The organism is Saccharopolyspora sp. NPDC002578, from assembly GCF_053592695.1.
On sequence record NZ_JBSFWJ010000014.1, the window covers coordinates 36,099 to 49,338 of the forward strand.

Below are 13,240 nucleotides of genomic sequence, written 5' to 3' on the forward strand. Positions count from 1 at the left end.
CTCTGAGCTCATATCGACTCCTCAGCGTGGAAGACCGTCGAGATCGCCGGTTCTCCGCTGGACAACTTCAGGCCCTCCCACGGCAGGCTCACCAGGGCGTGCCGCAGGCGCTGCCGATTGTCCTCCAACGACGGCAGGTCATCGACCCGCTTCCCGCCGCGGACCAGCGGGATCGGCACCACCCGGTCGTGAGGGCCCGCCTTCGGCTCCGCGAAGCCGGGGCCGGTGCGGTGCACGATCTCCTCCAGCGCGGTGCCGGTGTCCTTGTGCCTGCGCAGCGCGGACTTGGTGCCGCCGCGGGACCCCTTGCGGGTGCTGCGCTTGGCCACCGGGCGGCCCTCCACCTCGGTGAGCTTGTAGACCATGCCCGCCGTCGGCGCCCCGGAACCCGTCACCAGCGAGGTGCCCACGCCGTAGCCGTCGACGGGTTCCGCGCGCAGCGAAGCGATCGCGTACTCGTCCAGATCACCCGACACGACGATGCGGGTGCCGGTGGCACCCAGCGAATCCAGCTGCTCCCGCGCCTGCCGCGCCAGCACGCCGACGTCGCCCGAGTCGATGCGCACCGCGCCCAGGCCGGTCCCGGCGACCTCCACCGCCGTGGCGATGCCCCGCGAAATGTCGTAGGTGTCCACCAGCAGTGTCGTGTCCGCGCCAAGTGCGGCGATCTGCGACTCGAACGCGGCACGCTCGGAATCGTGCAGCAACGTGAACGAATGCGCCGACGTGCCCGTGGTGGGGATGCGGTAGCGGCGGCCCGCCTCCAGGTTCGACGTCGCGGTGAAACCGGCCAGGTAGGCGGCGCGGGCCGCGGCGACGGCGGACTCCTCGTGAGTGCGCCGCGAACCCATCTCGATGATCCGGCGGCCGTTGGCGGCCGAGACCATCCGGGCCGCGGCGGCGGCGATCGCGCTGTCGTGATTCATGATCGACAGCAGTACGGTCTCCAGCAGGACCGCTTCGGCGAACGTGCCGCGCACCGTCAGCAGCGGCGAACCGGGGAAGTAGAGCTCACCTTCGGGGTAACCGTCCACGTCGCCGCGGAACCTGTAGTCGCGCAGCCACGCCAAGGTGGTCTCATCGACCACATGATCCTCGGCAAGGCGCTCCAGCTCGGATTCGTCGAAGCGGAAGTTCTCGATCGCCTCCAGCACCCGCTCGGTGCCACCGACCACGCCGTAGCGGCGGCCGTCCGGCAACCGCCGGGTGAACGCCTCGAACACGCACCGGCGCTCCGCGGTCCCATCCCGCAAGGCGCTGGCCAGCATGGTCAGCTCGTAATGATCTGTGCGCAACGCGGTACTGGCAGCGGCCGTCATGGATCAGAGGTTACGTGCCCGCGACGGCCCGTCTCGCCCGCAGGTCGTGCCCGATTTGGCCGTGCGGTCGTCACCGCCCCCGTGCCCACGTGCGAACATGGGGACATGACCTCGCCCGCTGAACTGGAGCGCGCGCAACTGGAACCGGCTGAACTCGGAGACGAGGACAAGCCGTGGGTCACCGTCGTCTGGAACGACCCGGTGAACCTGATGTCCTACGTGACCTACGTTCTGCAGAAGATCTTCGGTTACAGCCGGGACCACGCGACCAAGCTGATGCTCGACGTCCACAACAAGGGCCGGGCCGCCGTGTCCTCGGGCGCGAAGGAGAAGGTCGAGGGCGACGTCGCGAAACTGCACGCCGCAGGCCTGTGGGCCACGATGCAGAAAGACTCGTGATCACGTGAACGGCTGGACTCGCAAGAACGGGCACGTGGTCGCCGAGCTGTCCCAGCAGGAAGCGGCCGTGATCCGCGGGCTCGTCGGCCAGATCAAGGACATGCTCACGGCACGCGCCGAGGAGACGCCGCAGGACGAACTGGCCGAACTCACCGGAATTCGCACCGGCCCGTCCACGCCGCCCGAAGATCGGGTGCTCGGACGGCTGCTGCCCGACTTCTACCGGCGCGACCCCGACACCGGCGAGACCGACGAGGAGCAGCCCGAGGCCGCCGGCGCGATGCGCTCCCTGTACGAGCCGGAACTGCTCGACACCAAGACCGGCGTCGCCTCCGTCGTCCTCGACACCTGCCCCCGCGAAGGCGGGCGGGTCGTGCTCAGCGGCGAACAGGCCGACAACTGGATGGCCGCGCTCAACGACGTCCGGCTCGCGCTCGGGACCGCCCTCGACGTGCAGGACGAGATGCCGGAAGAACCCCCGGAAGACGACCTCCGGCGCGAACATCTCGGCGTGTACCAGTGGCTCACCTGGGTCCAAGACAGCTTGGTCGACGCGGTTTCTTCTTGAGGTTGCCCGCCCGGTCGGTTTGCTTTGGTGGTCGGGTGGCGGAACCTCAGCGTCCTTCTCACTGCGGGATCTTTTTCCCGAGTGGCTCCGCCACGAGGGAAAAAGCCGTCCTCGCGAGAAGGAAGCTGAGAACCCGCGGGTGGTCGGCTTTGTGACGTGGGCTATTCGCTTCGCGAATACAGGCACGGCCTTCGGCCGCCGAGCAGGTTTTGCTTCGCCGCCCACTGCACGGCTTCGCCGCGAAGGCACGGCCTTCGGCCGCAAGGCAGGTGTGGCTTCGCCTTCCCTAGTGCGCGGCTTCGTTGCTAGGTGCGGGATTCGGGTGTTGGGGAGGCTTGGTTCGCCGCCCAGGGCGTGGCGTTTGGTCGTAGGGCGCGGGTTCGCTGTTCAGGGTGCCGCTTCGCTTTGATGTGCGGGGTTCGGTTGGGCTGGGTTGGCTTCGTCTCTGGCTGAGCGGGGGCGGTGGGGGTTCGTCTTGTGCCGGGGAGGATGGGGGCATGGGGTTCGGGGTGCGGGATTCGATCGTGGACGTCGCGGGGGTGCTCGTCGGGCATCACCAGCGGCTGGACGAGCAGTGGGCCACGGGGACCAGCGTGGTGCTGGTGCCGCGCGGGGCGGTGGCCGCGGTCGATGTGCGGGGTGGTGGGCCCGGTACGCGGGAGACCGATGTGCTGGAGCCGACGCACCTGGTCTCGCAGGCGCACGGCGTGGTCCTCACCGGTGGCAGCGCCTACGGGCTCGCCGCCGCCGACGGCGCGATGCGGTGGCTGGCGGAACGCGGGCACGGGCTCCAGGTGGGCGCCCAAGCCCACGAAGTGGTGCCGGTCGTGCCCGCCGCCGTGCTGTTCGACCTGCCGATGAGCGACTGGGGCAACCGGCCCGACGCCGAGTTCGGCCGCCTCGCCTGCGAGGCCGCGACCGCGCACGAGACCCGCGAGGGCAACGTCGGTGCGGGCACCGGGGCCGTGGCGGGCGCGGTCAAGGGCGGCATCGGCACCGCGAGCGCCGTGTTCCGCAGCGCCGCGCTCGGCGTCGACGTCACCGTGGGCGCGCTGTTCGCGGTCAACTCGCTCGGCTCCGTGATCGACCCGGAGACGGGTCTGCCGTGGGAACCCGAACCCGGCCTGCGCGCTCCGGCGGACGCGGAGATCGCCGCCGCCCGAGGCCGCCACGACCCCGCCGCCGGCCGGCCCGGCCGGCACGGCACCGCGTCCCGCCCCTTGAACACCACCATCGGCACCGTCGCCGTCGACCTGGCGCTGACCAAGGCGCACTGCCGCCGGATCGCGGTCGCCGCCCACGACGGCCTGGCCAGGGCGATCCGCCCGGCGCACACGATGCTCGACGGGGACACCGCGTTCGTCCTCGCCACCGGTGACCGGGAAACCGGTGCGCAGTGGGTTCCGGTGCTCGACGAGGTGTGCGCGGTGGCCGCGCGGGTCGTGCGGCGGGCCGTCGTGCGGGCCGTGCTCGCGGCCGAACCCGTCGGCGAGGTGACGTCCTACACGCGCCTCTACCCCTCGGCGCGGGAATGAACCATTGTGGGCGAACGTTGATCCCGCAAACGGCACCGGACAGCGGAGTTCCGCATGTTGGACACCGGTGCCTCACATAGTAGGATGGTGCCTGTGCTGGTGATTCGACGTGACCTCGTGGACGCGATGGTCGCGCACGCTCGACGGGACCACCCGGACGAGGCGTGCGGCGTCATTGCCGGTCCCGACGGGTCGGACCGCCCCGAGCGGCTCATCGAAATGATCAATGCGGAGCGCTCGCCGACGTTCTACCGGTTCGACTCGGGTGAGCAGCTCAAGGTGTGGCGCGGGATGGACGAGGCCGACGAAGAGCCGATCGTCATCTACCACTCGCACACCGCTACTGAGGCGTACCCGTCGCGGACCGACGTGGCCTACGCCTCGGAGCCGAACGCGCACTACGTTCTCGTGTCCACCAGGGACCCGGAGACCCACGAGCTGCGCTCGTACCGCATCCTCGACGGCGTGGTGACCGAGGAGCCGGTGGAGATCGTGGAGTCGTACATGTTCGCCCACACCGGCACCGACGAGGTGCCCGACCAGGGCTGATCCGCACCTGCCGCCCCGCACGCGGCGGGTTTCGGCGTGCGAAAGTTCCGTTCAGAAGTCCTTGTGGACAGGGAGGTTCCTCAACATGGCAATCAAGGTCTCGATCCCCACCATCCTGCGCACCCACACCGACGGGCAGAAGTCCGTCGAAGCCAGTGGCAGCACCGTCGCCGAGGTCATCAACGACCTCGACAACAAGCACAACGGCCTCAAGGACCGCCTGGTCAAGGAAGGCTCGCTGCACCGCTTCGTCAACATCTACGTCAACGACGAGGACGTGCGCTTCTCCGGCGGCCTGGAGGCCAGCGTCGCCGACGGTGACAACGTCACCATCCTGCCCGCCGTCGCCGGCGGCATGCGCTGAGTCCGACCGGCTGAGACTGGAGGCACGTCGTGGCCCGCTACGACTCGCTGCTCGACGCACTCGGTGACACCCCGCTGGTGGGGCTGCCGAACCTCTCGCCGGCCCCCGACGTGCGGTTGTGGGCGAAGCTGGAGGACCGGAACCCGACCGGTTCGATCAAGGACCGCGCCGCGCTGTCCATGATCGAGGCGGCGGAGAAGGAAGGCAGGCTCACCACCGGCTGCACCATCCTGGAACCGACCTCCGGCAACACCGGCATCTCGTTGGCGATGGCCGCGAAGCTCAAGGGCTACGGCCTGGTCTGCGTGATGCCGGAGAACACCTCCGAGGAGCGCAGGCAGATCCTGCAGGCGTTCGGCGCCCGCATCGTCTCCTCGCCCGCGGCGGGCGGGTCCAACCAGGCGGTCGCGGTCGCGAAGGAACTGGCCCAGCAGAACCCGGACTGGGTGATGCTCTACCAGTACGGCAACTCGGCGAACGCCGACGCGCACTACCGGGGGACCGGGCCGGAGATCCTGCGGGACATGCCGGGCATCACGCACTTCGTCGCGGGTCTGGGCACCACCGGCACCCTCGTCGGCGTGGGCCGGTACCTGCGGGAGCAGAAGCCGGGCGTGCAGATCGTGGCGGCCGAACCGCGCTACGGCGAGCTGGTGTACGGGCTGCGCAACCTCGACGAGGGCTTCGTGCCGGAGCTCTACGACCCGGACGTGCTGTCCCGGCGGTTCTCCGTCGGTTCGTACGACGCGCTGCGCCGCACCCGGCAGCTGCTGGAGTCGGAGGGCATCTTCGCGGGGATCTCGACGGGCGGCGTGGTGCACGCGGCGTTGACCATCGGCGAGAAGGTCGCCGCCGCCGGGGAGTCGGCGGACATCGTGTTCGTGGTGGCCGACGCGGGCTGGAAGTACCTGTCGACGGGCGCCTACGGCGGCACCCTCGACGAAGCGGCCCAACGCCTCGACGGCCAACTCTGGGCCTGAGCTCGGGCTTGTGCGGTCGTTTTGCTCGGGTGTCCGGGTGGCGGAACCTCAGTTGGTCTCTCGCTGCGGGATCTTTTTCCCTAGTGGCGCCGCCACGAGGGAAAAAGCCGTCCTCGCGAGAGACCGACTGAGAACCCGCTGGTGACCGGTTTTTCGACGTGGGCTATTCGCTGCGCGAATACAGGCACGGCCTTCGGCCGCAAGGCAGGCTTCGCTTCGTCGTTGACGAGAGAAGGCTCAAAATCTCCTCGGGTGAGCGAGGAGTTCGGCGACACGGCGGCCGGGAACATCGCGATTCCCGCGAGGTGGCTCGCGGCCGCGACCTCAGCGGTGGGTGAGGCCCGCTTCGTAGGCGATCAGCCCCGCCTGGACGCGGTTGGTGCAGTCGAGCTTCACCAGGGTCCGGGAGACGTAGCCCTTCACCGTGGCCTCCGACAGGTAGAGGCGTTCGCCGATCTGCGCGTTGGACAGGCCCTCGCCGATGCCGGTGAGCACTTCCCGTTCGCGTTCGGTGAGCTCGCGGATCGAGGCCAGCGCGCGCTGCCTGCCGGTCTGCTGCCCGGAGGACGCGGTGATCAGCCGCTTCGCCGCCTCCGGCGACAGCACGGTGTGCCCGTCCGCGGCGACCCGCACCAGCCCGATCAGATCTTCCGGCGGCGTCGACTTCACCAGGAACCCGGAAGCCCCGGCCCGCAACGCCCGCAGCACGTACTGGTCGGCGTCGAACGTCGTCAGCGCGACCACCGCGGGCGGGTTCGGCAGCTCGCTGATCCGCTCCGTCGCGGTCAGCCCGTCCACGCCCGGCATCCGCAGGTCCATCAGCACCACGTGCGGCCGGTGCCGGACCACGGCCTCCACGGCCGCGGCGCCGTCCTGGGCGTCGTCGACGACCTCGATGTCCGGCGCCGAACCGAGGATGGTGCGCAGGTGCGCGCACACCATCGGCTCGTCGTCGACCAGCACGACGCGGATCGGTTCGCTCACCCCAGAGTCCCCGTTCGGCAAGGCACTAGCCGGAAACGGCTTCGGCCGTGGGCACGTACCCCGGAAGTATGGCACTCACCTCGAACCCGCCATCGCCGGTCGGACCGGAGTGGAAGGTGCCGCCGACGAGTTCCACCCGCTGCCGCAGCCCGAGCAGGCCCGCGCCCGCGCCGTGCCCCGCTAGTTCCCCGGTCGATTCCGGTCGCGTGTTGCGCACCGCCAGCCGCACCCGGTCCGGGCCGTACTCCACGTGCACCTCGACGGAGGTGCCGGGAGCGTGCTTGTGCACGTTCGTCAACGCTTCCTGCACGACGCGGTAAGCGGCGCGGCCCACCGACGGGGAGACCTGGGTGGTGCTGCCGAGCTCGGTGAGCCGGACCGGGACGCCCACCGCCTCCGTCTCGGCGACCAGCCCGGCCAGGTCCGGAGCCGGGGCGCTCGAAGTCCGATCGACCCGCTCGTCCCCGGAGCGCAGCACGCCGAGGAAGTCGCGCAGCTCGTCCAGCGCCTGGCAGCCGCCGGCGCGAAGCTCCTCGGCGGCGGTCCGGGTCGCGGCGTCCCGGGCGGTCACGCCCAGCGCGCCCGCCTGCAGCACCATCAGGCTCACCCGGTGGGTCACCACGTCGTGCATCTCGGTGGCCATCTTCGCCCGCTCGTCCGCGCGGGCCTGCTCGGTCAGCAGGTGCTGTTCTCGTTCCGCGCGGTCGGCCCGGTCGCGCAGCGCGGCGACGAGCCGCCGCCGCGCACCGATCCACAACCCGAGCACCGCGGGGAACACGGTGATCCAGAAGGCGTTGCTGAGCGTTTCGCCGTCCGGGTGCGTCCACGGCCGCAGCGCGGTGAACACGATGACGGCGACCAGTATCCAGCCGAGGACCCGCCACCGGTGGCGGGTTTCGTACGCGGCGAACGCGTAGACGGCGAACATCAGGTCCGCGGGCATCCACGGGTCGGTCCGCATGTTCATCACCAGGAACGCACCGATGCCCGCCGACAACGTGATCACGTGGACGAGCATCGACGCCGTTCCGACGGCCAGCAGCACCACCGAGAAGCGACGGCGCACCAGCAGGCTCACCGTGAACAGGTTCACCAGCACGACCGCGACCCACCGGCCGCCCATCCAGCCGTAGTCCTGCGGCGGCAGGTCCGACGGGTACAGCGAAGCGAGGATCGGGCCGAGCGGCAGCAGGACGGCGACCAGCACCACGTCGAACACCGCGGCCCGCGGCGTGTCCCACAGGTGTCGCCATAGCGGGCGTTGCACAACGCACACGGTAGCCGCGTCACGGGCCCGTTCGGCCCGCATCCGCACCGGTCGGCGGCGATGAACCTACGAAAGTCGCACGTCGGCACGACTTCGGTGCGGCCGGAACCAGACCGAACGCCGTCGCGGTGATCCCCGCCGCTGCCGTGGAATGGACATCGTCCACGGCAGTCCTGGGGGAGAACATGCACACAGCGGTGCCCACCACCACGAGCCCACCGTCCAGAACCGAATCCCCGCCGGTGTTCGCGAGCAGGCCGCTCCTGCTCATCGCCGCGGTGTTCACGGCGGCTCACCTGAGCGTCAGCGCGTTCGGCGGGTACTGGATCGACGAGGTCTACATGCTGGCCATCGGCCGGTACCACCCGGACTGGGGGTACGTGGACCAGCCGCCGCTGGCGCCGCTGCTGGCCGGCGCGATGGAGTGGCTCGCGCCGAACTCCATGCTGCTGCTGCGGTTGCCCGCGACGCTGATCTCGGCGAGCGGGATCTTCCTCGCCGGGCTGCTGGCGAAGGAGCTCGGCGGCGACCGGCGCAGCCAGGTGATCACGGGGCTGGCGTTCGCGACCGGGTTGTGGACGTCGCTGATCGCGCACTGGATCACGCCGTACACCCTGGAAGTGCCGCTGTGGATGCTGCTGTGCCAGCTGCTGGTGCGCTGGTGCAGGCAGCACGCGGAGGGTCGCGCCGACGACCGGTTGCTGCTCGCGCTCGGCGTCGTCATCGGTGTGGCGATGCAGACGAAGGTCCACGTCGCCGTGCTGTGCGCGGCGTTGCTGGGATGCCTGCTGGTGTTCGGTCCGCGTGATCTGCTGCGACGCCCGATGTTCTGGGGGTGCGCCGGGATCGCGCTGGTCATCGCGGCACCGACGTTGACCTGGCAGGCGTTGCACGGGTGGCCGCAGCTCGCGATGCGAGAGGTGGTCGTGTCGGAGACGCCGACGCTCAGCGGTGGCCGTTCGGGGGCGGCCGTCCAGATGATCCTCTTCGCGGGCGTGCTCGGCACCGTCCTGTGCCTGTACGGCACGGCGCGGCTGCTGTCCGCAGCCGAGTTCCGCCCGTACCGGTTCATCGGGGCTGCGGCCCTCGTGCAGTACGCGTTCTACATCGCCACCAGCGGGCGACCGTACTACGTCATCGGCATGTACGGCGTGCTGATGGCGGCGGGCGCGGTGGCCTTCCAGCGCAGGCGCGAAGCGCGGGTCGCGTCGGAGCGCCGCGGCCTGAGCTGGGTGGTCTGGCCCGCCACCGCGCTGTCGGTGCTCGCGGCGGGCGGCGTGGTGGCGATGTCGACGCTGCTGACCTCGGCGTTCGGGGTGCCCGCGGACCGGACGCTCGCGCAGGACGTGTCGGCGGCCTACCGGCGGCTGCCCGCCGACGTCCGCGAGCACACCGCCGTGGTCGGGGAGAGCTACATCCTGGCGGCGATGCTCGACGCGCGGTCCGACGAGTACGGGCTGCCGCTGGCGCACAGCCCGCACCGCGGCTACGGGTACTTCGGCCCACCGGATCCGTCCGCCGAGAACGTGCTGATCGTCGGCAACGATCCGGCGAAGTGGCGGCCGTACTTCGCGGAGATGCGGCAGGTCGGCCACGGCGGCATCCCGGTGTGGCTGCTGACCGATCGGCAGGAACCGTGGCCGCGGCTGTGGGAACAGGTCCGCGAGCTGTAGCGGACCGCGGCTCTCGCGTGCGGGGGCTCGCGGTGGGCGGGAAGCCGACCGGCCCGCGCGCGAAAGCTGACACCATGGCCACCACCACCTCACCAGCGGATCGGAGACCGCGAAGTGTCCACAGCAGACAGTCCGGCGAGCTCGGCGGTGCGGTTGCGCCCGCCTCGCCACCGCATCGAACGCAGAGCCATCGGCTGGTGGTCCGCGCAGGCCGCGACGCTGGTGTTACCGCCGCTGATCGCCCTCGCGGTGCTCGCCGCGCTGATCGCACCCGCCCGGCCCTGGTTGTTGCTGGGACTGGCCGCGGTGGCCGTGCTCGGCGTGCCCTACCTGGTCGTGATGCCGCAATGGCGCTACCGGGTGCACCGCTGGGAGAACACCGACGACGCCGTCTACACGGCCGCCGGCTGGTTGCGGCAGGAGTGGCGGGTGGCGCCGATGTCGCGGATCCAGACCGTGGACACCGTGCGCGGCCCGCTGCAGCGGATGTTCGGGCTCTCCACCGTCACCGTCACCACGGCCTCGGCGGCCGGGCCGCTGCGCATCGACGGGCTCGACCACCGGGTGGCCACCGAACTCGTCGACGTGCTCACCGCCACCACGCAGGCCGCGCGCGGGGACGCGACATGACGGCGGCGACCGACTGGCGGCGGCTCGACGCCAAGATCGTGCTGGTGCTGCTGATCCTGGTGCTGGCACCGCTGATCCCGACCGCGGGCGTGATGCTCATCGCGGGGGCGAACCCGGTGGTGGTCGCCTCGATGTCCGGGATCTGGGCGGGCGCCGCCGCCGTGCTCACCGGGATGGCCGCGCTGGACTGGTGGTTCACCACCTACCGGATCAGCGACGAACGGGTGGAGCTGCGCAAGGGGGCGCTCTCGCGCAGCCACCGGTCGCTGCCCCGGGATCGCGTGCGCAGCGTCGACCTCACCGCCGACCCGGTGCACCGGCTGCTCGGGCTGTCCGTCGTGAAGATCGGCACCGGGGCCCAGGCGGACGGTGAGCTCAAGCTCGACGGCATCGCCCGGCCGGACGCGGAGCGGATCCGGGCGGCCCTGCTGCTGCGCGAGTCCACTTCGGACCCGGAAGCGGCGGACGGGGCGCTGGCCCGGTTGCGCCCGGTGTGGCTGCTCTACTCCGGCGTGACGATGTCGCTGATCCTGGCCGTGTGGGGCGCGATCGCCTCGGCGTTCGGCTCGTTCTCCGAGCTGTTCGTGAAATTCGGGCTGTACCGGGCGATCGGGGAGGAGTTCCGCGCGGTGCCGCTGTGGCTGGGCATCGGCGTTCCCGCGCTGGGGGCGGTGCTGATCGGGGTGCTCGGGTCGTTCCTGCTGTCGCTGGAGCTGTGGTGGAACTTCACGCTCACCCGGGAGTCCTCCGGGACGCTGCGGGTGCGGCGCGGACTGCTCACCAAGCGGTCGATCTCGCTGGAGGAGAAGCGGCTGCGCGGTGTCGAGGTGTCCGAACCGCTGCTGCTGCGCTGGACCCGCGGTGCCCGCACCAACGCGGTCGCCACCGGCCTCAGCGACACCAAGGACGGCAGCCAGCCGGACGCGAAGACGCTGCTGCCGCCCGCTCCGCGCGCCGAAGCGCGGCGGGTCGCCGCCGAAGTCCTAGGGGAGGACCGGTTCCCTTCCGAGGGCTTCACCGGGCATCCGGTCGCGGCGCTGCGCAGGCGGATCACCTGGGCGCTGCTGTCGGCGCTGCCGTTCGCGGCGGCGGCGATCACCTGCGCGGTGCTCGGCTGGATCCCCGCCGGACCGGCCGTGGCGGTGGTGGTGCTCAGCGCGCTGATCGCGGTGGCGTTCGGCGTCGACGCCTACCGGAACCTGGGGCACCGGCTGCACGGGCGGTACCTGCTCAGCAGGCGCGGTACCGCGGTGCGGCGGACCGTCGCGCTGCAGCGCGCCGGGATCATCGGCTGGCGGTTCGAGCAGTCGGTGTTCCAGCGCCGGTCCGGGCTGATGGACGTCGTCGCCACCACCGCCGCGGGTTCGGGGCGCTACGCGGTGCCGGACGTGCGCACCGGGGACGGTCTCGCGTTCGCCGACGAAGCGGTGCCGGAGTTGCTCGCGCCATTCCTCGAACCCGTTCCCGACGATTAATACCGGAAGCAGGTAGGACCATTCGGGTGAGATGTGTTTCGCATTGAACCGGAACCAGCCAGGAAGCGGGCGGAAAACAACCCGATCAGGAGATCAACTGCAGGATTAATCCGACTTGAAGAATCGGAGCCGAGCGGGTGCGGATCGTGCCACCCGCTCGGTTCTTCAGTTGGTTCCCGCGACGCGGCCGGTGCGGCCCGCGGACGCGGTCAAGCCAGGGTCAGCGGTCGAACTCGCCGCGCTTGAGGACTCCGAGGAAGTCCCCCCACCGCGCGGGGTCGACGGCGAAGTAGCCACCCGGTCGGTCCTTCGTATCGCGCACGCCGACGCGCCCGCTCCCGAAGCCGACCTCCACGCATTGCCCTTGGTGCGTGCTACGGGTGCTGGTCCGCCAACCCGTGAGGTATTCCATCTACAGCTCTCCTATGCGCTCGTGAATCACTTGAATAGACCCTTCCGGGTCGATCGCGTGTGCGCGTAGATGGTCCATCATCGTCACGTATTTGGACAGCTCGTTATCTCGTTCGAGGTATAACCCGCCCACGTGGGTTTCCAGATAGACGACATCCGGATCCACGTGATTGGAGTAGCGCAGGATGACGAATGGACCTGCCTGCGCGGGATGCGCGCCCGCGTCCAGCGGCATGACCTGCAACGTCACGTTCGGCAGTTCCGCCAAAGTGAGCAAGTGCTCCAATTGGCGGCGCAGTACGGCCGAACCGCCCACGCCGCGCCGCAACGCCGTCTCGCCGATCACCGCCCACAGGTCCAAGGGCTGAGAGCCGGTGATCCGGTCCTGGCGCTGCATCCGCAGCTCCACGCGGCGCCCGATCTCCGGTTCGTTGGCCCGGATCAAGGTGGACTTGGTGATGGCGTAGGCGTATTCCGCGGTCTGCAGCAGGCCGGGGACGGCCTCCGACTCCCAGGTGTGCATGGACGAGGCCTCGGCCTCCAGCCCCACGTACGTCTCGTACCACTCGGGCAGCACGTCGCTGTAGGAATGCCACCAGCCGCGCTTGCGCGCGTCCCTGGCCAGGTTGATCAATTGCTCGCGTTCGGCGCCGTTGACGGCGTAGAAGTCCAGCAGAGCGCTGACGTCCCCGATGGAGGGTGAGCGCTTCGCCGTTTCGAATCTGCCTATTTTCGCCTGGGTGCAACCGAGGTGGGTGGCGGCCTGCTGCTGCGTGACCTCCGCCAGTCCTCGAAGCCTGCGCAGCTCCGCAGCGAGGCGGCGACGGCGCACGGTGGGACTCACTGTCATGGAGATCAGTGTCCACCCTGCGAACCGAGCGTCACCATCGTGTCACCCAACCGACATCCGCGCGGGCGGATTCGAGGAGTGTCCCCGGCCTCGATCAGCCCCGCCGGCGTGCTCGACGAGCGCCCCGCCGCCCGGTTCCGGCATCGGTTCCGCGCGGTCCGGCGGCAGGTCCCGGCGCGGGACCTGGCTTTCCCGGCCGACGCTCGCTCGGCTGCCAGATCGAGGCCGACGCGGGT

General features: G+C 70.3%; 14 protein-coding genes. 9 read left to right on the top strand and 5 right to left on the bottom strand.

The features are described from left to right. Window positions 1–8: 8 nt before the first annotated feature. A complete protein-coding gene (locus ACWD38_RS09630; protein WP_450123848.1) occupies window positions 9–1,319 on the bottom strand; it encodes a nicotinate phosphoribosyltransferase in 1,311 nt (436 codons plus the stop codon). 105 nt (window positions 1,320–1,424) lie between these two features. On the opposite strand from ACWD38_RS09630, the gene clpS reads away from it, so the two are divergent. The 6 genes from clpS (at window position 1,425) to ACWD38_RS09660 (ending at window position 5,714) form a co-directional block, all read left to right on the top strand. Then, a complete protein-coding gene (clpS, locus tag ACWD38_RS09635) occupies window positions 1,425–1,718 on the top strand; it encodes an ATP-dependent Clp protease adapter ClpS (protein WP_184477241.1) in 294 nt (97 codons plus the stop codon). A gap of 4 nt (window positions 1,719–1,722) precedes the next feature. Continuing rightward, the gene (locus tag ACWD38_RS09640; RefSeq protein WP_184477243.1) at window positions 1,723–2,286 is read left to right on the top strand and encodes a DUF2017 domain-containing protein; all 564 of its coding nucleotides are present in this window, start codon (window positions 1,723–1,725) and stop codon (window positions 2,284–2,286) included. 497 nt (window positions 2,287–2,783) lie between these two features. Further along, window positions 2,784–3,821 (top strand): P1 family peptidase, encoded by a 1,038-nt coding sequence (locus ACWD38_RS09645; protein WP_450123849.1) that lies wholly within the window; start codon window positions 2,784–2,786, stop codon window positions 3,819–3,821. A 93-nt stretch (window positions 3,822–3,914) separates the two neighbouring features. Beyond that, entirely contained in the window at window positions 3,915–4,370 is a 456-nt protein-coding gene (locus ACWD38_RS09650) for a M67 family metallopeptidase (protein WP_343071685.1), read from the top strand. 85 nt (window positions 4,371–4,455) lie between these two features. Next, complete coding sequence (locus tag ACWD38_RS09655) at window positions 4,456–4,734, top strand: MoaD/ThiS family protein (protein WP_184477249.1); 279 nt, start codon at window positions 4,456–4,458, stop codon at window positions 4,732–4,734. A 29-nt stretch (window positions 4,735–4,763) separates the two neighbouring features. Then, on the top strand, window positions 4,764–5,714 hold the full coding sequence (locus ACWD38_RS09660) for a PLP-dependent cysteine synthase family protein (protein ID WP_184477251.1): 951 nt from the start codon (window positions 4,764–4,766) through the stop codon (window positions 5,712–5,714). Between the two features lie 324 nt (window positions 5,715–6,038). Here the strand turns inward: ACWD38_RS09660 and ACWD38_RS09665 are convergent, their stop codons facing one another. Continuing rightward, window positions 6,039–6,698, bottom strand: coding sequence for a response regulator (locus tag ACWD38_RS09665; protein ID WP_184477253.1), 660 nt, complete (start codon window positions 6,696–6,698; stop codon window positions 6,039–6,041). Window positions 6,699–6,723: 25 nt separating this feature from the next. Next, window positions 6,724–7,965, bottom strand: a complete 1,242-nt coding sequence (locus ACWD38_RS09670; protein WP_450123850.1) for a sensor histidine kinase — start codon at window positions 7,963–7,965, stop codon at window positions 6,724–6,726. Window positions 7,966–8,150: 185 nt separating this feature from the next. Between ACWD38_RS09670 and ACWD38_RS09675 the strand changes: the two genes are divergently transcribed. From ACWD38_RS09675 to ACWD38_RS09685, 3 genes are all read left to right on the top strand, one after another. After that, window positions 8,151–9,638 carry an ArnT family glycosyltransferase gene (locus ACWD38_RS09675; protein WP_450123851.1) on the top strand — a complete coding sequence of 496 codons (1,488 nt, stop codon included), beginning with the start codon at window positions 8,151–8,153 and terminating at the stop codon, window positions 9,636–9,638. A gap of 114 nt (window positions 9,639–9,752) precedes the next feature. After that, a complete protein-coding gene (locus ACWD38_RS09680; protein ID WP_450123852.1) occupies window positions 9,753–10,268 on the top strand; it encodes a PH domain-containing protein in 516 nt (171 codons plus the stop codon). Then, window positions 10,265–11,743 carry a PH domain-containing protein gene (locus ACWD38_RS09685; protein ID WP_184477260.1) on the top strand — a complete coding sequence of 493 codons (1,479 nt, stop codon included), beginning with the start codon at window positions 10,265–10,267 and terminating at the stop codon, window positions 11,741–11,743. Before ACWD38_RS09680 ends, ACWD38_RS09685 begins: the two co-directional genes overlap by 4 nt. 220 nt (window positions 11,744–11,963) lie before the next feature. On the opposite strand, the gene ACWD38_RS09690 is transcribed toward ACWD38_RS09685, so the two are convergent. Both ACWD38_RS09690 and ACWD38_RS09695 read right to left on the bottom strand, forming a co-directional pair. Continuing rightward, window positions 11,964–12,155, bottom strand: coding sequence for a DUF397 domain-containing protein (locus ACWD38_RS09690; protein WP_184477262.1), 192 nt, complete (start codon window positions 12,153–12,155; stop codon window positions 11,964–11,966). Further along, the gene (locus ACWD38_RS09695) at window positions 12,156–13,004 is read right to left on the bottom strand and encodes a helix-turn-helix domain-containing protein (RefSeq protein ID WP_184477264.1); all 849 of its coding nucleotides are present in this window, start codon (window positions 13,002–13,004) and stop codon (window positions 12,156–12,158) included. Window positions 13,005–13,240 lie beyond the last annotated feature (236 nt).